Here is an 18,616-nt window from a genome sequence, read left to right as displayed (position 1 = left end):
GCGATGCGCGGCCCCGCCATTGTGTTCGACAACGTCTCCCTGCAACTGGGAGGTACACAGGTGCTCGATCAGGTGAGCTTGCGCATAGAAGCCGGCGCCTTGCATTGCCTGGTAGGCCCCAACGGCGGAGGCAAGACCTCACTGGTGCGTGCGCTGCTGGGCCAGATGCCGCATTCGGGGACGATCCGCTTCGAGGGTGAATGCGTCACGCCCCTAGGGTATGTCCCGCAACTGCCGGACTTCGACCGCAACGTGCCGATGACGGTCAACGATCTCATGGCCCTGTTGGGCCAACGTCGGCCCGCCTTCTTCGGCGCAAGCCGCGCCGCCAAGGCGGCCCATGTCGAGGCCCTGGCGCGTACCGGTATGGCGGGGATGGGGAAAAAGCCGTTTGGCAGCCTGTCCGGCGGCCAGCGTCAGCGCGTGCTGCTGGCCCAGGCCATAAGCCCGATGCCCTGGCTGTTGATCCTCGATGAACCCACCGCCGGGATCGACGAGGCCGGCGTGCGCCTGGTGGAGACACTGGTAGCGGAGCTGAACAGCCGTGGGGTGACCATCCTGTGGATCAACCACGACCTCGAACAGGTCAAGCGTATCGCGCAGTCCGTCACCCTTATCAACCAGCGGGTGCTGTTTCACGGCCCCGCCGATCAGATCGACAGCCGACTGGAGGCCATTCGATGAATGCCTTTTACGATTTCATTCGCGACCATCTCCAGGCGCTCGCCGCGACTCACGTGTTGCCGCAGCCGTTCGAATACGAGTTCGTGATCAATGCGTTGATGTGCTCAGTGCTGATCGGACCGTTGCTGGGTGTGCTGGGCTCGATGGTGATGATCAAGCGGATGGCGTTCTTCAGTCAGTCCGTGGGCAATGCGGCGATGACCGGCGTGGCCATTGGCGTGCTGATCGGTGAGTCCTATACCTCGCCCTACTTCTCGATGTTCGGCTTCTGCCTGCTGTTCGCGCTGACCCTCAAGTACACCCAACACCGCACCACCCTGGCGAATGACACGCTGATCGGTGTGTTCCTCTCCATCTCCCTGGCGGTCGGCGCTTCATTGCTGCTGTTCGTGTCGGCAAAAATCAACACACACGTCATGGAAGGTGTGCTGTTCGGCTCGATCCTGGCCGTCGACCACACCGACATGAACGTACTGCTGGGCGTGACAGTGATTTGCACGCTGATCGGCCTGCCGCTGTACAACGGCATGTTGCTCTCCAGCCTGAATCCGAGCCTGGCCCACGCACGCGGCGTAAAGGTGCGCAGCGTCGAATACCTGTTCGTGGTGCTGGTCACCCTGGTAACGGTCGCCTGCTTGAAGATCATCGGCGCCGTACTGGTAGAGGCCTTGCTGCTGATACCGGCAGCAGCGGCCCGCAACATCAGCCACTCACTGCCAGGCCTGGTCAGCTGGACCGTGGTCATTGCGACCTTTTCCTGTGTGGTCGGCATTCTGGCACCGATGCAGTTCCATATCCCCGTACCCACGGGCGGCGCCATTGTGATCGTCGCGGCCTTGGTGTTTGCGTTCACCACCCTCATCCGAGGCACCGCGCCGCAGTTCAAAGGGGCCAGCGTATGACACGGTTCAACTCATCCATGCGCCGTGGGCTGGCGCTGCTGGCATTGCTGTTGGGCGGCGCGCCGTCGGCGTTTGCGCAGGTCGGCCAGCAACAAGTGCTGGTCGCCCTGCCGGCGGTGTATGCGCTCACCGCTGCACTCGGTCAAGGCACACACATCGAGGTCGTGCGTGTGCCGATGGACGCCGCCGTGCCCATGGAAAGCCAGGCCAACGCGCTGTCACGCCTGGAGCCGGCCGTCTTCGAGAAGGCCGTCGCCGTGGTCACCCTGAGCAGCCTGTGGCGTGCTGATCCGCTGTATGCGACGGCCCGGCGCCACAACCTGCGCATCGTCGAGATCGATGCGTCGCACTCATGGGACAGCTTCAAGCCCGGCGTGGCCGTGACCCGCATGCCTTCGAACGATGTGCCCTGGGCGGGAGCCCGCGATGGCGACGGCGGCCCGTCACCCTACGCCTGGCTGGGCCCGGTCAATGCCATGCGCATGTCGGCGTTGATTGCGGCCGACCTGGCGCGCCTTTCCCCCCCTGATGCGCCGCAGATCGAGCGCAACCTCGCCGCACTCGACGACCGCTTGCGCCAGCTGAAGGCCGACTACGGTGACCGCCTGTTGAAGGTGCCGGACCTGCGCGTGCTGTCGCTGGCCAGCGAGCCGGTCTACCTGTTCGGCGAGTTTGGCGTGTATGTGGACGGCTGGTTCGTGCGCCAGGACATCGACTGGACCGACGCCGACCTTGCGGCCCTGACCCGCTACCTGCGCGAGCGGGATATCCACGTGGTGGTCCATAAGTGGGCGCCTGACGCCAGGATTGCCCAGGCCATCAAGGACGGCGGCGCACGCCTGCTGATCCTGGATATCGGCAACCCGGGCATGCTTGCCAACGCAGCCAACGGCTACGAAGCGCTGCTGAGTTCCAACCTGGATGCCTTGCTGGCGGCCTTCGCGCCGGCCGGCGCTCCCGCGGCTGGCGTTCAAGCCGCGACGCCGCAGTGATCAACGTCGACCCTGGAGACTCAAGCCTGATGAAAACCCGAGATCTGGCCCACCCGCTACTGCTGGCAGGTGCCCTGCTGTTCTGCCAGGCCGCCTTGGCCCACGGCCCCGTTTTCGACTGCTATATCGAGCACGACGACTGGGTGAAGTGTGAAGCCGGCTACACCGACGGCAGTTCCGCCGTGGGCCGCAAAATCCATGTCCAGGACACCAGCAACAAGGTGTTGATAGAAGGCACTGTCGGTAACGACAACAGCTTTACGTTCCAGGCCCCCACCGGCGTCTACTCCGTGGAGTTTCTCGGGGGGGAGAACCATGGCGCCACGATCCAATCCTCTGACATAACCAAGTGAAAACCACCATGCCCATCAAACGACTCCTGCTTCACACCCTCGCCGCCGCGACCCTCGGTTGCATGGCCGGTGCCGCACAAGCCCATTTCCAGATGCTGTACGTGGACGAAACGGCGCTGCCGCGCGCGGACAACCTGGAATTCGCCATCGTATTCACCCACCCGTTCTCTGCCGGGCCGACGATGAACATGGGGCAGCCCCTCGTCTTCAGCCAGGTCAGCGCTCACGGCGGGGAGAAAATCGACCTGCGTAAATACCTGCGACCCGTGCAGTGGCAGAGCCGCGATAATCAGGCGAACGCCTATCGTGCATCGATTCCACGGGAATTGGTGCGCTCCCTGGGGGACCATGTCTTTGTACTTGAACCCGAGCCCTACCTGGAAACCGCCGAAGACGTGTATATCCAGCAGTTCACCAAGCTGATCGTGAACGTCGGTGGCGTACCCGGCAACTGGTCGGAACCGCAAGGCCTGCCGGTTGAAATCCAACCCTTGAACAAGCCCTATGCCAACTGGACCGGCGGCGTGTTCCGCGCCTTGGTGCTGGCCGACGGCGAGCCCGTGCCGTTCGCCGAGATCGAAATCGAATACCTCAACCATGCGGTCGATATCAAAGGCAACGCCTTCGGCCAGCAGGACTATGTCACGGCCCCCCAAGCCTCGTTCAAATCCCTGAGTACCTATTCGGATGCCCAGGGCGTCGTCACCATCGGCCTTCCCCGTGCCGGCTGGTGGGGAATTGCAGCGCTGAACATTGGTAAGACTAAAACCTATAAAGGCAAGCACCTCTCCCAGGACGCGGTGCTGTGGGTGCAGGCCAAGGATATGAAATAACCTGCTCCAGGGCGGGGCTCCTTGACGGCGCCCTGTCCTGCCTGCCGCCCGTGATGCACCTCCAGCATCGCCCCTCGTATTGCGCTGCAACCGTATTCAAATCCAACCACCATCAGAGCTTCTGGGTAAGGTTGCTCAGCATCCCGTCAGCCGCCTTGATCACCTTGGCGTTCATTTCGTATGCACGCTGCGTCGTGATCATGTTGACCATTTCTTCAACCGTGCTGACGTTGGACGTTTCCAGGCTGTTTTGCAAAAGGGTGCCCAACCCCGCCAGGCCAGGCGTACCGACCTGCGGGGCCGAGCTGGCCGCTGTTTCGAGAAACAGATTGCCGCCGATCGCCTGCAGCCCCGCCGGATTGATGAAGTCAGCCGTTTGAATATTGCCGATGACCTGGGTCGCCGGGTTCCCGGCCACACTGATGGAGACCGTGCCATCGCGGCCAACCGTGAAGGTCTGGGCGTTGGCTGGAACCACAATGGCAGGCTCAAGCGCAAAGCCGTTCGCATTCACGATGCGGCCATTGGCGTCCAGGTGAAACGTGCCGTCGCGCGTATAGGAAGTCGTGCCATCCGGTTGCTGGATCTGGAAAAAACCGCGACCGTTGATCGCCATATCCAAGGGTTGCCCGGTGGCCTGCAGACCGCCCGCCGAGAAGTTTTTCTGCGTGCCCACAATGCGTACGCCGGTGCCCGTTTGCAGGCCGGAGGGCAATTCGCTGTTTTGTGTGGACGCTGCACCGGGCTGTCGATGAGTCTGGTACAGCAGGTCCTGAAACTCAGCGCGGTCACGCTTGAAGCCTGTTGTCGAGACATTCGCAAGGTTATTGGAAATTGTAGTGAGGTTGGTGTCTTGGGCGGACAGACCCGTCTTGGCTACGTAAAGGGCTGGAAGCATGTTGACTCCTGAGCGCGCGACTCAGCGCACACTACCTGGCTGATTGATGGGGATTGAGAACGGCACGACGGGTGAGCGAGTTACTTCATCTGGATAACGGTCTGGAGCAATTTGTTCTGGGTCGTCAGGGTCTTTGCATTCGCCTGATAATTGCGTTGCGCTTGGATCAGGTTGACCAATTCATTGGTCAAATCGACGTTGGACGCCTCCAGCGAGTTGGACACGATTACCCCCGCAGAGCCCGCCCCAGGCGCGTCGATTCCGGGAAGGCCCGAAGCGAATGTCTCCTTCCATCGCGTTCCACCCGCAGGTTGCAAGCCCTGCTCATTGGTGAAACTGGCCAGTGCCACTTGGCCAATCGTCTTGGTTTGCCCGTTGCTGAAATTCGCATTCATGATGCCGGTGGCGTCGATCGTCAGGCCGCTGATCTGCCCGCTGGGATAACCGTCCTGCGCCGGCGCCGTATGAGTAGACGCGGCCGCGAACGAAGTGGTCTTGCCAAAATCAAGCGCTATGCCCGGCACGGCCCCGCGAGCGCCGTTAAGGCTCCAGCTCGGTGGATGACCGCTGGCGTTGTTCATCACGCCGGGTCGCCACCCCGTCAACGTCAGCGTGTTTCCGGTTTTGCTCCAGCCTGTTCCCGCCGTCAGCGAGCTAAGGGTGCCATTGGCGTTGAACGTGAGGTCGGCTTTGAGGCCCACGGGGGGTTGCTGAACAGGATCTGCCGGGCTGCGCCCGTCGATGAAGGTGTGTACCGTCCATGAGTTGGCGAGCGGAAGTTTGACGTAATACTGTTCCATGGCGTGCCTGTTGCCTTGTGAGTCATAGACAGGCGTGGCGACCATGTGGTTGTAACTGTTGGGATCTGCGGGATTAAATGTCGCCACGCTGGGGAGGCGTTGCGCTGAGTTCAGATTCACGGTCTGTTCGATACGCGTGGTGGCGTGAGGTGCAAGGTGGGACTTGTCGATCTTCAGATCAGCCAGCGCACCCTTGGCGATATTGCCGTTGAGATCCGCGCCATAGCCTTGAAGACGGTGGCCGGTGTTGTCGACCACAACGTTCTCGGCATTGACTTTGAACGCACCCGCCCGTGAGTAACTCAGTGATCCATTGTCGCCCAGCACAAAAAAGCCGCTCCCTCGAATGCTGAGATCAAGGGCGTTACCGGTATTTTTGAGGTCGCCTTGGTTGAACTGCTGGGAGACATTCGCCAGGCGCACGCCCCGGCCTATCGCACTGCTGACCGTCCCCAGCAGTGTTGTTGAATAGACATCGGCGAATTCAGCACGGGACGATTTGAACCCCGTGGTTGCCACGTTCGCGATGTTGTTGCCAGCCACGTCCAGTTGCTTATTGGCTGCGTTAATACCGCTAAGACCGTTAGTGAAAGACATGAGCCACTCCTCTGTGTAAGGAGCGATTGTACGGATGGGGTGTGGAGACTCAGCTGAGTGCGTGTGGAGGAACGGTGGAGATCAGACGCCGAGCCAGATCATCCAGAAGCCAGCGACCGCCTTTGCCCAAGGCACGATGTGCAGGTGTGCGGTGTAGGTCTGCACGCCGTTATCCGCCTGGCCCCAGCCCTATCAAAGGGTAAATCCTGGAAATCACCCGCCTCGTGGCCTCTTCGATCGTTCCTTCATTGCGGCATAAAACCCAGTCGTTATCGGCCATCGCGCGTTCAAACGCCTGGGTACAGGCACTATGTTCTTCCAGTGTCTGGGTCACTGTACTGCCCAGCCCACGCCGTCGCGCGGCTGCCCTGCCCCATGAAATCTCGGGGGCGGTGACAACGCCGACATGCAGGTCTGGCACTCGCACGTTTCGATCGATGTTCAATTGCAGGATATGTGCAAACGGGATTATCCGGCGAAACGCGGCATCGGAGGGGTACCAGCGGTCTATCAAAATGATGCTGCCTGGCGGCTGTTTATCCAGCACGTGCCGGGAGATCCAGGCACGGCTATCAGCAAAGCGCTCACACACCTCCCATTCCAGATCCCGGTTGGGGTCCCTGACGAGTTGGTTGACGAGGGCCATTGTTTCACCCCTGGAGGGATCGCTTTTTTTCTCGCACAGGCGGATGACCTTTTGGTTGTCTGCCCTCAGTACTTTCGTCACGGCCTCCAGCAACGTGGTTTTGCCGGCGCCCTTGGGGCCATCGAGAGAAACAAACAGCGGACGATTCATTCTTCACATATCGATAGCGGCATGGATGACCACTCTAACCTTGTTTCCGGCGAAGGGGTCTCAAATCAAGCTGGAGCTGCGCGCAATAGTTTAGAAATCTCTGAACTATCTTTTTGCGCTGCCCTATTCTTTTCGCTCCTCGCCCTTCCCTATCATCGACGCCAATAAAGGAGCCCTCCCCTAGAGATGCGGCCCGAAGTTTGCCTTTTCTGATAGTCACTGCCGTTTGTCGTGCGTTTCGGTTTGCGCCGCAACGCCGCTGTGTCAATCACACGAAGGATTCTTTGGGGCACATCGATGAAACTGGAAATATTCCGCACGCTGTGGGGCTACACCGCAAGCAAGGCGCAAGCGCTCGAGGAGTTGCTTGAGGCCGGTTTCGATGGCATGGAAGCTCGCCTGCCCATGACCGCCAGCGAGCGTGCCGAGTTTGCAGCCTTTCTACGCGCTAACCATGTCAGCTATATCAGCACCGTCTTCAGCGCCTACGACGTCCTGCCGGAACAATCGGCGAGTGTCGACGAACACCTCCTGGACCTGGATAAGAAGCTCAGTTGGGCCGCCGAGTTGTCGCCGCGCTTCGTCAACCTCCTGGCGGGCAACGACCGCTGGCCACTGGCACAGCAAGTCGACTTCTTTGGCCGCGCCATGGACCTCGCGCGCAAGCACGACCAGGTGTGTGCTTTTGAAACCCATCGCGCTCGCTCGTTGTTCAACCCGTGGGTCACCCTCGAGCTGATTCGTCAACTGCCGGACCTGCGCTTCACCAGTGACATCAGTCATTGGGTGGTCACCTGCGAGCGCCTGCTCAATGATCCGTTCGACGACCTCAGCGCCTTCGTCGAACGCGTTCACCACATTCAGGCCCGGGTCGGTTATGACCAAGGGCCGCAAGTGCCCCACCCCGCCGCCCCCGAGTACGGCCCAGCGCTGGCCTTCCATCAGCAACATTGGGAGGCCGTCTGGCGCGCCCAGGAACTCCGCGGCTATCAAATCAGCACGCTGACACCCGAGTTCGGTGCCGACGGCTATCTGCATCATCTGCCCTTCACCAATGTACCGGTAGCCGATCTGTGGTCGCTGAACGTGTGGATGGCAAACACCGAGCGCGAGCATTTCCGGCGTTTCACCTGCGCCTCAACCCGATAAGGAGCGTTCCCTCATGCCTGACAAAACGCCCAAGAGCGCCAACTTCAGTCGCATTCCGGTGGTGGACATCGCCGGGCTTTACAGCGACGACATCACACAACGCCAGGCGGTCGCCGAAGAACTCGGTAACGCCGCCCGCGCGGTGGGTTTTCTGTACATCAAGAACCACGGCATCGCGTCGTCACTGATCGACGGCTTGCGTCACGCGGCGAAGGAGCTGTTTGCGCAATCGCTTGAGTACAAGATGCAGCACTACATCGGCACTTCCCGCAGCCACAAGGGGTTTGTGCCTGAAGGTGAAGAGGTCTATGCCAAAGGCAAACCGGATCACAAGGAGGCCTTCGATATCGGTTTTGAAGTGGGCGAAGACGATCCGCTGGTCATTGCCGGAACGCCGTTGATCGGCGCCAATGAATGGCCCGACCTGCCGGGTTTCCGCCCCGCGGTCGAAGCGTATTACGCAGCGGTGTTCGCATTAGGTCGTCGCCTGTTCAAGGGCTTCGCACTCGCATTGGGCCTGGATGAAGACTATTTCGACGCGTTGGTCACGCGCCCACCGTCGAAGCTGCGGCTGATTCATTACCCATTTGATACGGCGGCACAAGACGCGCCAGGCATTGGTGCGCATACCGACTATGAGTGCTTCACCATTTTGCTCGCCGACAAGCCAGGCCTCGAGGTGATGAACGATCAGGGGCAATGGATTGATGCGCCGCCCGTAGACGGTGCGTTTGTGGTCAATATCGGCGACATGCTGGAGGTCATGACCGCGGGGACGTTCGTCGCCACGGCTCACCGAGTGCGCAGCGTCAGCGAGGAGCGCTACTCCTTTCCACTGTTCTACGCGTGCGACTTCCACACCCAGATCAAGCCGCTGCCGCAATTTCTGGCGGGGGGTGAGGATTACGAGGAAATCACCATCGGCGAACACATGTTCGGCCAAGCGTTGCAGACCTATCAGTACCTGCGCCGCAAAGTCGAACGCGGCGAACTCAAGCTGTATGAGAAGGCACGCAAGCCCTCCAGCTTCGGCCACCTGAAGAACCAGGCGCAGAACGCGTCCTGATGCAACCCTCGACCGGTTCCAACAACCCTGTTTTAAAACCCGCCCAGTCCTACTTTACCGACGTGGAGTCATCGATGATGCGCAATCCAATGAATAATGTTGTTCGCTTGACCCTGCTTGCCGTCGCAATCCTGGGTTCGACTGGCGCCCATGCGGCGACCACGGTGACGCCCGGCATACTCAAGGTCGGCATGGAGATCACCTATCCGCCCTTCGAGTCCTACGACGAACATAAAAACGTCGTCGGCTCCGACCCCGAACTTGCGCACTTGCTCGCCAAGCACCTGGACCTCAAGGCTGACTTCGTTGACACCAAGTTTTCCAACCTGATCCTCAGCCTGAACGCCGGTCACTACGATGCGATCATCTCCGGCATGTACATCACTCCCCAGCGGCAGACTCAAGCGCAAACCATCGCATACGCCAAGACCGGTGCCGCAATCATGGTGCTGAAGGACAGCCCACTGAAACCGAAAGTACCGGAAGACCTTTGTGGCCTGAAAGTCGGCCTGGAAAAAGGCACCACGTGGGTGGCGCAGTTCAACACACTCTCGACTGACTACTGCACCCCGAATAACAAGGGCGCGATTATGGTCAGCGAATTCCCGTCCGCCCCTGAAGTGACCCAAGCACTGCTCTCCGGCAATGTGCAGGCTCAGGTAGAGATCGACGGCGCTGCCGGCATGATCGCAGAACGTACCAAGGGCCGCGTGGTCGTCAGCACCGAGCACTCGATCTACCAACAGACGCTGGGTATCTACGTCAAGAAAGGCAACGACGCGCTCTATCAGGCACTGCTCAAGGCCTTCGATGCGACGAAAGCGTCGGGGGAATACGCCGCCCTGTTGAAGAAATACAACCTGGAAGCACCGACTAACTGACTCAGTACAGCCATGGCCTTCTGTAGGAGCGAGGGGGACGCCTAGTTCCTACAAAAAGCCTTACCTGACTGGCATTGGGGTAAAGCCCCGTCGGCGCGAGCAGTTGGAGATACACATGCAATTTGAATGGCCCTACTTTTTTTCTCTGTTTTCAGTCTCCGACTTCTGGAGCGCCTGCGTTACCGTGGTGCAGCTCAGCACGCTGGCCTGGTTCATCGGCATGCTATTGGGGTTCCTGCTGGCCTCGGCCAAACTCTCGGCCACGCGTTGGGTCAGCGTGCCGGCGTCGATTTATATCTGGTTCTTTCGCAGCGTGCCGCTGCTTGTCCTGGTGGTGTTCGTCTATAACCTGCCGCAGATGTTCCCGGTCACCCGTGAAGTACTCTCCAACCCCTTCTATTCCGGCCTGTTGGCGCTGGTGGTCACCGAAGCGGCGTACATGGCGGAAATTCACCGTGGCGGCTTGATATCCGTTGCCAAAGGCCAGAAAGAAGCCGGCCGCGCGCTGGGCATCGGCCTGCTCGGGCTACAGCGCCTGATCGTGATCCCGCAGGCGTTTCGCATTTCCCTGCCGACGCTGATCAACGAATACATCACCGTGGTGAAACTGACCTCGCTGGTCTCGGTGATTTCCTTGACCGAACTACTGACCGTAGGCCAGCGCCTGTACGCGCAAAACTTCCTGGTCATGGAAACCCTGTCGGCGGTGGCGGTGTATTACGTGCTGATCGTGACCGTGCTCGGCTGGCTGTTTCATTGGCTGGAGCAACACCTGGAACTCAACAACCGCAAACCACACACCCTGGATGACATCAGCGTGCAGCGCCTGCGTGCGTCACAGGTGGCCCCGCCTTCCACGGGCGCTCGTACCGCGTTGGGAGCCGGCTCGGCGCCCGCCCTGCAACTGGTCGATATTCACAAGCGCTACGGCCAGCACGCGGTGCTCAAGGGCATCAACCTGAGCATTGATGTGGGTCAGGTGATTTCCATCATCGGCCCGTCGGGATCGGGAAAAACCTCGCTGATTCGAACGATCAACGCCCTGGAGAGCATCGACCAAGGCGAGATCATTCTGTTCGGCGAAAGTTATATCCACGCCGGTGACAACCCCCATGCGCAACAAGTCCGCCGTGGGGTGAAGCGCATCGGTATGGTGTTCCAGAGCTTCAACCTGTTTCCACATCGCACCATTCTCGACAACGTCACGCTTGCACCGCGCTATCACGGCGTCGACACGTTCGTCAGTGAGCAGCGTGCCTACGCCCTGCTGGACAAGGTCGGGCTGCTGGCGCACGCGCAAAAATACCCGCACCAATTGTCTGGAGGCCAGCAACAACGGGTGGCAATTGCCCGCGCATTGGCCATGGATCCCCACATCATGTTGTTTGATGAGCCAACGTCAGCCCTCGACCCGGAACTGGTGGGCGATGTGCTCAAGGTGATCGGCGACTTGGCCAAAGACGGCATGACCCTGTTGATAGTGACCCATGAGATGGACTTCGCCCTGTCAATTTCCGACCGGGTGATTTTCATGGAAAACGGTTTGGTTGCGCTGGATGCGGCGCCTGAGCGCATTCGTGCCGATCAGTGCGGGGACAGAATCAGGCAATTCATGCAGGTTTGAACGCGAGACGGTGTGTGGCTTGCACCCTGCGCAAGCCATCGGGCCCCGGATCAACGCGATTTTTTTTATAAACCCATTCAATCAGTTAGGTATTCCCACTGACCCGACGACACCTACATCTGATTTAAATCAACCAGGCCCTGGCCCTTCACGCAGAAATTAAGCGCAGCAGTCGCACCTTCGTACTCGATGGTGCAGAAACGCTAGTTTCCTGGAGGTTCGTCATGGCTACGCATCTACAAGGCTCCCAACCGATCGCCCCGCCGTCTGCCCAACCCGTTGCGGGCAGTCTGCACAAGGTTGAACCCAAGCGTCTGTCGTTGAGTCTGTTGATCGCCCTGGTGGTCGGCTCGATGATCGGCAGCGGCATGCTGTCGCTGGCCCTGGTCTATCAGACCCTGTCCAACCGTCAACCGGCGCTGGACAACGGCGTATTTGCCTATGCCCGTGCGCTGGGCGGTGAATACCTGAGTTTCAATTCCGCCTGGGGTTACTGGATCAGTGCCTGGATCGGTAACGTCAGTTACCTGGTGATCCTGTTCGCGGCCCTGAGCTACTTCTTCCCGTTGTTCGGCGATGGCAATAACAAAGCCGCGATCGCCGGTGCATCCGTGGTGCTGTGGGCGTTGCACTGGATGATCCTGCGGGGGGTGCGCACCGCTGCCCGCGCCAACGCGTTGACGACCCTCGCCAAGATCGTGCCGTTGCTGCTGTTCATCGGCCTGGTGATCGCGGCGTTCCAGCGTGAGACGTTCAGCGTCGACTTCTGGGGCGCGCCCGCCTTGGGCAGTACGTTGGATCAAGTCAAAAGCACCATGCTGGTGACTGTCTGGGTGTTTATCGGGATCGAAGGCGCCAACGTGTTTTCTGCACGGGCTGCGGAGCGCGCGAATGTCGGGCGCGCCACGGTGATCGGTTTTGTTATCACGCTGTTGCTGCTGATCGCGGTGTCGTTGCTGTCGCTGGGCGTTCTCAAACAACCGGAACTCGCTGCCCTCAAGAACCCATCGATGGCGGGTGTACTGCAGGTAGCGGCCGGGCCATGGGGGGCGGTGCTGATCAGTATCGGCTTGATCATTTCGGTGGGCGGCGCCCTGCTCGCCTGGACGCTGCTGGCCGCCGAGTCGGTATTTACGCCGGCCAAGGAAAAGGTCATGCCGGGCGCGCTGGCCACGGAAAATACCCAGGGCGTGCCCGCCAATGCGCTGTGGCTGACCAACGGCTGCATCCAGGTGTTCCTGCTGTTGACCCTGTATTCGAGCGCCAGTTATCTCGCGCTGATCTCCCTGGCCACGTCGATGATCCTGGTGCCCTACCTGTTCAGCGGCCTCTATGCATTGAAACTGACCTGGCAGGGCACCACCTACGCCGGCCACCGCGCCCTGCAACTGCGCGACATGGCCATCGCGGCGGTCGCCACGCTGTATTGCGTATGGCTGCTCTACGCCGCCGGGCCTAAATACCTGCTGCTCAGCGCCCTCCTCTACGCCCCTGGCTCGTTGATCTACCTGGGCAGCATGAAAGCCCGTCAGGGGCAACCGCTCAGCGGCCCTGAAACCGGGCTGTTGATCATCATCTGGGCGGCCGCTGCCTACGCCGGCTGGATGCTGTGGTCGGGGACACTGACCTTGTAAGAGACCCCGTGTTCTGTCCTGGTAGGCCACGCGATGGATCTGCGTTGCCTGCCTTCTATCTGAGAGGAGTATCAAGATGAGCAATTCCGCAAAAAAAATGCCGGTCACGACCGAACATAAATCCGACCGGCTCCCCATGACGACAGACCTGTGGCGGCCACTGGAAAAACTGCGGCAACAGGTAGACCACCTGTTTGAGGACTTTAATCTCGGTACCAGCCTGTCGCCCTTCAGCCGGGGCCTGTTCGACGTTGAACCGTTCTGGCGTCGCGAACTGATAGGCCATGGCATGCCCGCCGTGGACATCACCGAGAAAGACAAAAGCTACGAAATTACCGCCGAAGTGCCCGGTATGGACCAGAAAGACATTGAGGTCAAACTGTCCAATGGCAGCCTGATCATCAAAGGTGAGAAGCAGGAGGACAAGGAAGAAAAACGCAAAGGCTACCACCTTAGCGAGCGTCACTACGGTTCCTTCGAACGGGTGTTCAACCTGCCTAAGGGAATTGACGCCGATAAGATCGACGCGAGTTTCAGCAAGGGTGTGCTGAGCATCTCGTTGCCGAAAAAGCCTGAAGCCATGAAAGCGGATAAGGTCGTGCCGATCAAGGGCGAGTGAATCCCAGGCCATCTTGCCCCTCGCCGGGAAACCGGCCAGGGGCTTTTTTTGTGTACGCTCCGGCGTGGCCACCGCGCTGCATGCGCCTCAGCCGCGAAAGATATCGTACGGCTCAATCCTCAGGACCTTGCGGATCCCCAGGTAACTGGAAAATCCCGCGATCAACAACACCATGCCAAACGCCAACCCGAGGTTCCAGAAGGTGATGATCGCCGCGTAGTTAGGCAAGTAAGTCCGCGTGACGCTGATCAGCAGGGTCACCAGGGCGATGCCCAGGCCGTAACCGGTCATGGCGGTAAACAGTGCCATGAACAGGATCATGTACACCAACTCCCGGCTCTTGGCACCAATGGCTTTGAGGGCGGCGAACTTGTCCAGGTTCTCCAGGATGAAGGTGTAGAACGTCTGGCCGGAAATCGAGAGGCCGACCAGAAAGCTGATGACAGTCATCAGCAGGATGTTGGTACCCACCCCGGTCTGGTAGATGTAGAAATCGGCAATGCGCTGGTTGAATGCCTCCTTGGTCAAGGCGACATAACCCAGGCGGGCCACTTGCTGCTCGATCGCGGCTTCAGCCGCACGGCTCCTGGGCTTGAGCAAAATGTAGGAGACCGTAAAACGGGTGGTCGGAATGTACTCGATGGCTCGCCGGTAGGTGGTGTACAGCGTCGGTACGCCAGTCAACCCGCCGACCAGGACTTTAGCGATGCCCACGATAGTGCCGCGGTGATCGTTGAGTTCGAACGAGGTGCCGATACGGGGGTTGCCCAGCTTCGAAAACTCGGCATCGTGGACCATGATGAAGGCATTCTCGGCGTAGATGTCCTCGATGGCCCCCTGCTCCAACGCCGGGCGGCCAAACAGGCTCGTATCATCCAGGCCGATCACGCTGACGCCCTGGTACGTCCCGTCGGCCAGCCGCACCTGTGCACTGCCAATGAAAATCGGCACGGCATATTCAACCTCGTCCATGCTGCGCACCGCATCCAGCAAATAGTCCGGCAGAGGAATGACGATGGTGGGCGTGTTGACCGACGGATCGATGATCCACATGGGCGCCCCGATGTTGGTGACCGTCGAATACGCCCGATTCAGAATGCCGGCGAACATCGCGGTCATTTGCATCATCAGGAACACCGAAAAGGTGATCCCGACCAGCAGCGCAGAGAACTTGGCGCGATCATTCACCAGCAGCTTGTAGCCGATGCGCAGGATGCCGGTGTACTTCATGGCGCCGGCCTTTGCGCTGCCGCGTCCGGACGGTTCCACCACCCACCTCCCAGGGCGACGAACAACCCCACCGTGTCCTGGTGACGTTGGGCCAACGCCTGCAAGTAAGCGATGTTCACCTGGTGCAGTTGCACGTCGGCGGCCAACAGCTCCAGGTAGGTCACCAGGCCCGCGCGGTAGTTGGCTTGCAACAAGCGCAATGCCTCCTGCGCCGTGGCTTGTGCCTCGGCTTGTTTTTGCACGGCCTGGGCATCGAACTCCAAGGCCTTGAGGGCATCGGCGACTTGCGCGAAAGACTCCAGCACCACCTGCCGATAATTCGCCGCCGCTTGCTGATACGCATCGATGGCGGCCTGGCGTCCGTACCACAGGCGCCCGCCCTGGAACACGGGAATATCCATCGAAGGCCCGACACTCCAGAAGCGTCCGGCGCCGGCGAACAGGGAACCGGCGGAAGCCCCGGCGGTACCGTAGGTACCCGTCAGGCTGAAGCTGGGGAACATCGCCGCCGTCGCTACCCCGATATTGGCGCTGGCCTGGTGCAGCTGCGCTTCAGCGGCGAGGATATCCGGGCGCTGGCGCACCAGCACGGAAGGCAGGCTGACGGGCAGGTCCTTGGGCAGGGAAAGTCCGCTCAGCGGGATGTCGGGAAGGAACAGTTGGCTGGGCATCGCGCCTTCAAGCGTGGCGAGTAGATGCTCGGCCTGACTGACTTTCTGCTTCAACGCCGGCAATGACGCCTCATTGCTGGCGATCAGGCTTTGCACGCTCAAGCTCGAGGAATACGGCGCCGTACCACTGCGTACCTGGGCCTGGGTCGATTGAAGTTGCTGCTTTTGCAGCTCAATCAGTTGCTGCGTGGCTTCGATTTGCGCGGTATAGGCCGCACGCGCGATGGCCGTATTGACCACATTGGCCGTCAACGTCAGGTAGGCCGCCTGCATCAGCCACTGTTGCTGGTCGACCTGCGCTTGCAGGCCCTCAACGGTGCGCTGCTCACCGCCGAACACATCCAGCGTGTAGCTGATGGTGCCGCTCAAAGTCAGCACATTGAAGACCGAGCCGGGCGTCGACTGGCCTTGCTGAATGGGCGCACTGCGTTCCCGGCCGGCACCGAAGTGGGCATCCAGCTGCGGGTAGAACACCCCATATCCGGCCATCAGCGTGTCCTGGCTTCGGCGCAGACTGGCCTCGGCGCCCTGCAAGGTCATGTTGTGAGCAATCGCCTGGTCCACCAGTGCGTCCAGCGGCGCGGACTGAAACAAACGCCACCAGTACGGTGACACCTCACTGCCCGGCAAAAACCGTTGTTCCTGCCCCTGCGCCGCGACCGACCTCGGCAGCGCATCGCGCAGGTAGCCGGATGGCGTGGGAGCCGGCGGGCGTGAAAAGTCCGGGCCAACCGTACAGGCGCTGCCCAGCATCAGCAGGCTCAGGGCGAGCCAACCGGCGCATACGCGGCCAAACCAAGCGAGCCTGTGCATTATTTCTGACCTATGAAGACATCCACCAACTGTCCTGGATACACCCTCGGCAGGTCTTTTTTATCAAACCGGAAAATCACCGCTAGCACCCTCAGGTCGACTTTTTCCTGGCGCTGATTGGACAACTCGATCTTCGGCGATACGTAAGGCTGCAAGCGCACGAACTCCAACGGAACCTTGATATCCGTGCCGTGGATCAGCATCTGCGCACGCATGTGTTCGGGGGCCGGCAGCCGGGCAATCAGGATCTCGTCCACGTAGCAGCGAACGGCCAGATACGCCTGGTCGGCACTCATGACCACCAGCGGGCTGAACCCTTGGGTGTAGGTGTCGTAGGCACCTTGGGACGACACATAACTGCCAACGGTGCTGTTGATCGCCAGGATGACCCCGCTCCTGGGGGCCTTGATCACGTATTGCGCCAATGCCGCGGCGGCCACGTTGAGCGATGCCTGCGCCTGGGCCGCCGTGCCCTTCGCGGTATCGAGGGTGTCCTTGCTGATCGACTTGGGATCCAGCGCATATGAGGCCAGGCGTTTGTTGTACTGATCCCGCGCCGTGCTCATATTGGCTTGCGCCAGTTCGAAATTGGCGCGGGGCAATGCGTCATCGATCATCACCAACGGTGTGCCGCGCGTGACCGTCTGCCCCTCGCGCACCAGCACTTGCGTGACCGGCCCGGCGACCTGCGGATAGATCACGATATTGCTGCCACCGGACTGCTCGCTTTCGATGATGCCGTTGGCATAGATGGCGCTCTCGTAGCTGCTGCTCGCCGGCGCAAAGGCCGGCGGCAGCGTTTGAGGGGTGCGTCCGAACAGGTAGGCAGCGACCAGCCCGGCGAGCACGCCGAGTATCGCCAGCGCAAACAGGATCGGCTTTTTCACAGCGCAGCCCTGGTGGGCTCGGAGATACGGCCGTCTTCCATATAGATGATGCGATCGGCGTACTCGTTGATCCGCGCATCGTGGGTAACGATCAGGATGCAGCGCTGCTGATTGAGGATTTTTTCCTTGACGAAAGCGATGATCATTTTCCCGGTGTCGCCATCCAGGGACGCCGTGGGCTCATCCAGGATCAATATCTGCGGGGCGCCGACAATCGCTCGGGCGATGGCGACACGCTGCTGCTCGCCGCCCGACAGTTTGACCGGCAGGATGTCCCCGCGGTCCTTGAGCCCGACGACCTCCAGGCTTTGCCTGGCCTGCGCAATTGCGTCATTCCAGTCGTGGTGCTGGAGAATCAAGGGAATGGCCACATTTTCAGCGGCGGTCAGCCGCGCGAAGAGATGATAGTCCTGGAACACGAAGCCAATGCTGTTGAGCCGCAACTCGGCCAACTGGTCGGTGCTCAGGCTCCAGATATCCTGCCCATTGATCGTCACTGTGCCGGCGTCGGGGCGCAATATCCCGGAGATCATGCTTAACAGGGTGGTTTTGCCACTGCCGGAAGGCCCGACGATAAAGACCATTTCGCCAAACTGCGCGACCAGCGCCACCTGATCGACCGCCGTCATGCGCGCACTGCCCTCGCCAAACCATTTACTCAGACCGTTCGACGCGATGGCCGGGTGTGCGGCGGCAGTGGTGGGGACGCTACTCATGACTTCTCCTGCCCTGCCCGGCACCGGTCGGAATACCCAAGCCTGTGTCGCTGCCGCCCGCGTTGGAGCGGCCTTGCAGCAAGCCCGACGAGGCGTCGGGTGCTGCAACCGTTCACTACTTGCGGCTCGCCTTTTCGAGTACCCGGCTGGCACGCTCATTGGCTTGGTCGGCGGTCTGTTGCGCTTGATTGGCGGCTGCCGCCGCCTGCTCGGCTTTGGAGTAGGCTTCATCGGCCCTGGCTTTCGCCGACAGCGCATTGCTTTGGGCCGACTCCAGGCGCGCATCCAGCTCTTTGGCGGACTTACTACTGCAACCGGCCGACAGCGCCAACAGGATGCTGAGCAACACAACGGGTAAACGCATATTCATGGGAATCTCCTTGAAGGTCATGGCAGGAAAGCACCTGCTGCGGTTCAAGTATCCGGCGCTGTGGTGGTGGCACTCTGATTTTTGTCAACTATCGACCAACA

19 protein-coding genes are annotated in these 18,616 nt (G+C 60.4%); 11 read left to right on the top strand and 8 right to left on the bottom strand.

All coding sequences use genetic code 11. From position 1 onward, the window contains the following. Nucleotides 1-3 precede the first annotated feature (3 nt). Genes A7317_RS14220 through A7317_RS14200 form a run of 5 tightly spaced genes read left to right on the top strand, consistent with a single transcriptional unit; the run spans nucleotide 4 to nucleotide 3,764 of the window. Nucleotides 4-684: a metal ABC transporter ATP-binding protein gene (locus A7317_RS14220; RefSeq protein ID WP_223817865.1), complete on the top strand. Its 681-nt coding sequence runs from the start codon at nucleotides 4-6 to the stop codon at nucleotides 682-684. Beyond that, nucleotides 681-1,586, top strand: a complete 906-nt coding sequence (locus A7317_RS14215; RefSeq protein WP_069076106.1) for a metal ABC transporter permease — start codon at nucleotides 681-683, stop codon at nucleotides 1,584-1,586. Before A7317_RS14220 ends, A7317_RS14215 begins: the two co-directional genes overlap by 4 nt. Continuing rightward, nucleotides 1,583-2,578: a metal ABC transporter solute-binding protein, Zn/Mn family gene (locus A7317_RS14210; protein ID WP_237141792.1), complete on the top strand. Its 996-nt coding sequence runs from the start codon at nucleotides 1,583-1,585 to the stop codon at nucleotides 2,576-2,578. The genes A7317_RS14215 and A7317_RS14210 overlap by 4 nt, the downstream gene beginning before the upstream one ends. A 29-nt stretch (nucleotides 2,579-2,607) precedes the next feature. After that, entirely contained in the window at nucleotides 2,608-2,931 is a 324-nt protein-coding gene (locus A7317_RS14205; RefSeq protein ID WP_069076105.1) for a hypothetical protein, read from the top strand. 8 nt (nucleotides 2,932-2,939) lie between these two features. Continuing rightward, entirely contained in the window at nucleotides 2,940-3,764 is an 825-nt protein-coding gene (locus A7317_RS14200) for a DUF4198 domain-containing protein (RefSeq protein ID WP_069077404.1), read from the top strand. Between the two features lie 112 nt (nucleotides 3,765-3,876). On the opposite strand, the gene flgG is transcribed toward A7317_RS14200, so the two are convergent. From flgG to A7317_RS14185, 3 genes are all read right to left on the bottom strand, one after another. Beyond that, entirely contained in the window at nucleotides 3,877-4,662 is a 786-nt protein-coding gene (gene flgG, locus A7317_RS14195; protein WP_024075475.1) for a flagellar basal-body rod protein FlgG, read from the bottom strand. Nucleotides 4,663-4,742: 80 nt separating this feature from the next. Further along, complete coding sequence (flgE, locus tag A7317_RS14190) at nucleotides 4,743-6,059, bottom strand: flagellar hook protein FlgE (protein WP_069076104.1); 1,317 nt, start codon at nucleotides 6,057-6,059, stop codon at nucleotides 4,743-4,745. Between the two features lie 169 nt (nucleotides 6,060-6,228). Next, on the bottom strand, nucleotides 6,229-6,855 hold the full coding sequence (locus A7317_RS14185; protein ID WP_024075477.1) for a dTMP kinase: 627 nt from the start codon (nucleotides 6,853-6,855) through the stop codon (nucleotides 6,229-6,231). A 297-nt stretch (nucleotides 6,856-7,152) separates the two neighbouring features. Here A7317_RS14185 and A7317_RS14180 point away from each other — a divergent pair, with 297 nt between their 5' ends. The 6 genes from A7317_RS14180 (at nucleotide 7,153) to A7317_RS14155 (ending at nucleotide 13,828) form a co-directional block, all read left to right on the top strand. Continuing rightward, complete coding sequence (locus A7317_RS14180) at nucleotides 7,153-8,004, top strand: sugar phosphate isomerase/epimerase family protein (RefSeq protein ID WP_024075478.1); 852 nt, start codon at nucleotides 7,153-7,155, stop codon at nucleotides 8,002-8,004. A 13-nt stretch (nucleotides 8,005-8,017) separates the two neighbouring features. Continuing rightward, complete coding sequence (locus tag A7317_RS14175; RefSeq protein WP_069076103.1) at nucleotides 8,018-9,070, top strand: isopenicillin N synthase family dioxygenase; 1,053 nt, start codon at nucleotides 8,018-8,020, stop codon at nucleotides 9,068-9,070. A 77-nt stretch (nucleotides 9,071-9,147) separates the two neighbouring features. Then, nucleotides 9,148-9,951, top strand: a complete 804-nt coding sequence (locus tag A7317_RS14170; protein ID WP_069077403.1) for an ABC transporter substrate-binding protein — start codon at nucleotides 9,148-9,150, stop codon at nucleotides 9,949-9,951. Between the two features lie 115 nt (nucleotides 9,952-10,066). Continuing rightward, complete coding sequence (locus A7317_RS14165; RefSeq protein WP_069076102.1) at nucleotides 10,067-11,575, top strand: amino acid ABC transporter permease/ATP-binding protein; 1,509 nt, start codon at nucleotides 10,067-10,069, stop codon at nucleotides 11,573-11,575. Between the two features lie 224 nt (nucleotides 11,576-11,799). After that, on the top strand, nucleotides 11,800-13,209 hold the full coding sequence (locus A7317_RS14160) for a basic amino acid/polyamine antiporter (protein ID WP_069076101.1): 1,410 nt from the start codon (nucleotides 11,800-11,802) through the stop codon (nucleotides 13,207-13,209). A gap of 76 nt (nucleotides 13,210-13,285) precedes the next feature. Then, nucleotides 13,286-13,828: an Hsp20/alpha crystallin family protein gene (locus A7317_RS14155; protein ID WP_024075483.1), complete on the top strand. Its 543-nt coding sequence runs from the start codon at nucleotides 13,286-13,288 to the stop codon at nucleotides 13,826-13,828. An 87-nt stretch (nucleotides 13,829-13,915) separates the two neighbouring features. Here A7317_RS14155 and A7317_RS14150 read toward each other — a convergent pair whose 3' ends face one another. The 5 genes from A7317_RS14150 to A7317_RS14130 form a co-directional block, all read right to left on the bottom strand. Next, on the bottom strand, nucleotides 13,916-15,097 hold the full coding sequence (locus tag A7317_RS14150) for an ABC transporter permease (RefSeq protein WP_237141791.1): 1,182 nt from the start codon (nucleotides 15,095-15,097) through the stop codon (nucleotides 13,916-13,918). Continuing rightward, nucleotides 15,055-16,542 (bottom strand): efflux transporter outer membrane subunit, encoded by a 1,488-nt coding sequence (locus A7317_RS14145; protein ID WP_069076099.1) that lies wholly within the window; start codon nucleotides 16,540-16,542, stop codon nucleotides 15,055-15,057. Before A7317_RS14145 ends, A7317_RS14150 begins: the two co-directional genes overlap by 43 nt. Further along, nucleotides 16,542-17,429 carry an efflux RND transporter periplasmic adaptor subunit gene (locus A7317_RS14140; RefSeq protein WP_024075486.1) on the bottom strand — a complete coding sequence of 296 codons (888 nt, stop codon included), beginning with the start codon at nucleotides 17,427-17,429 and terminating at the stop codon, nucleotides 16,542-16,544. The genes A7317_RS14145 and A7317_RS14140 overlap by 1 nt, the downstream gene beginning before the upstream one ends. Further along, the gene (locus A7317_RS14135; protein ID WP_024075487.1) at nucleotides 17,426-18,145 is read right to left on the bottom strand and encodes an ABC transporter ATP-binding protein; all 720 of its coding nucleotides are present in this window, start codon (nucleotides 18,143-18,145) and stop codon (nucleotides 17,426-17,428) included. The genes A7317_RS14140 and A7317_RS14135 overlap by 4 nt, the downstream gene beginning before the upstream one ends. Before the next feature lie 115 nt (nucleotides 18,146-18,260). After that, a complete protein-coding gene (locus tag A7317_RS14130) occupies nucleotides 18,261-18,515 on the bottom strand; it encodes an Lpp/OprI family alanine-zipper lipoprotein (RefSeq protein ID WP_024075488.1) in 255 nt (84 codons plus the stop codon). Between the last annotated feature and the right edge of the window lie 101 nt (nucleotides 18,516-18,616).

It is taken from the genome of Pseudomonas fluorescens (assembly GCF_001708445.1).
GTDB classification, from domain to species: Bacteria; Pseudomonadota; Gammaproteobacteria; order Pseudomonadales; family Pseudomonadaceae; genus Aquipseudomonas; species Aquipseudomonas gorinensis.
Note: the sequence above shows the minus strand (reverse complement) of the source record. Positions and strands in the feature narration are given on the sequence as shown.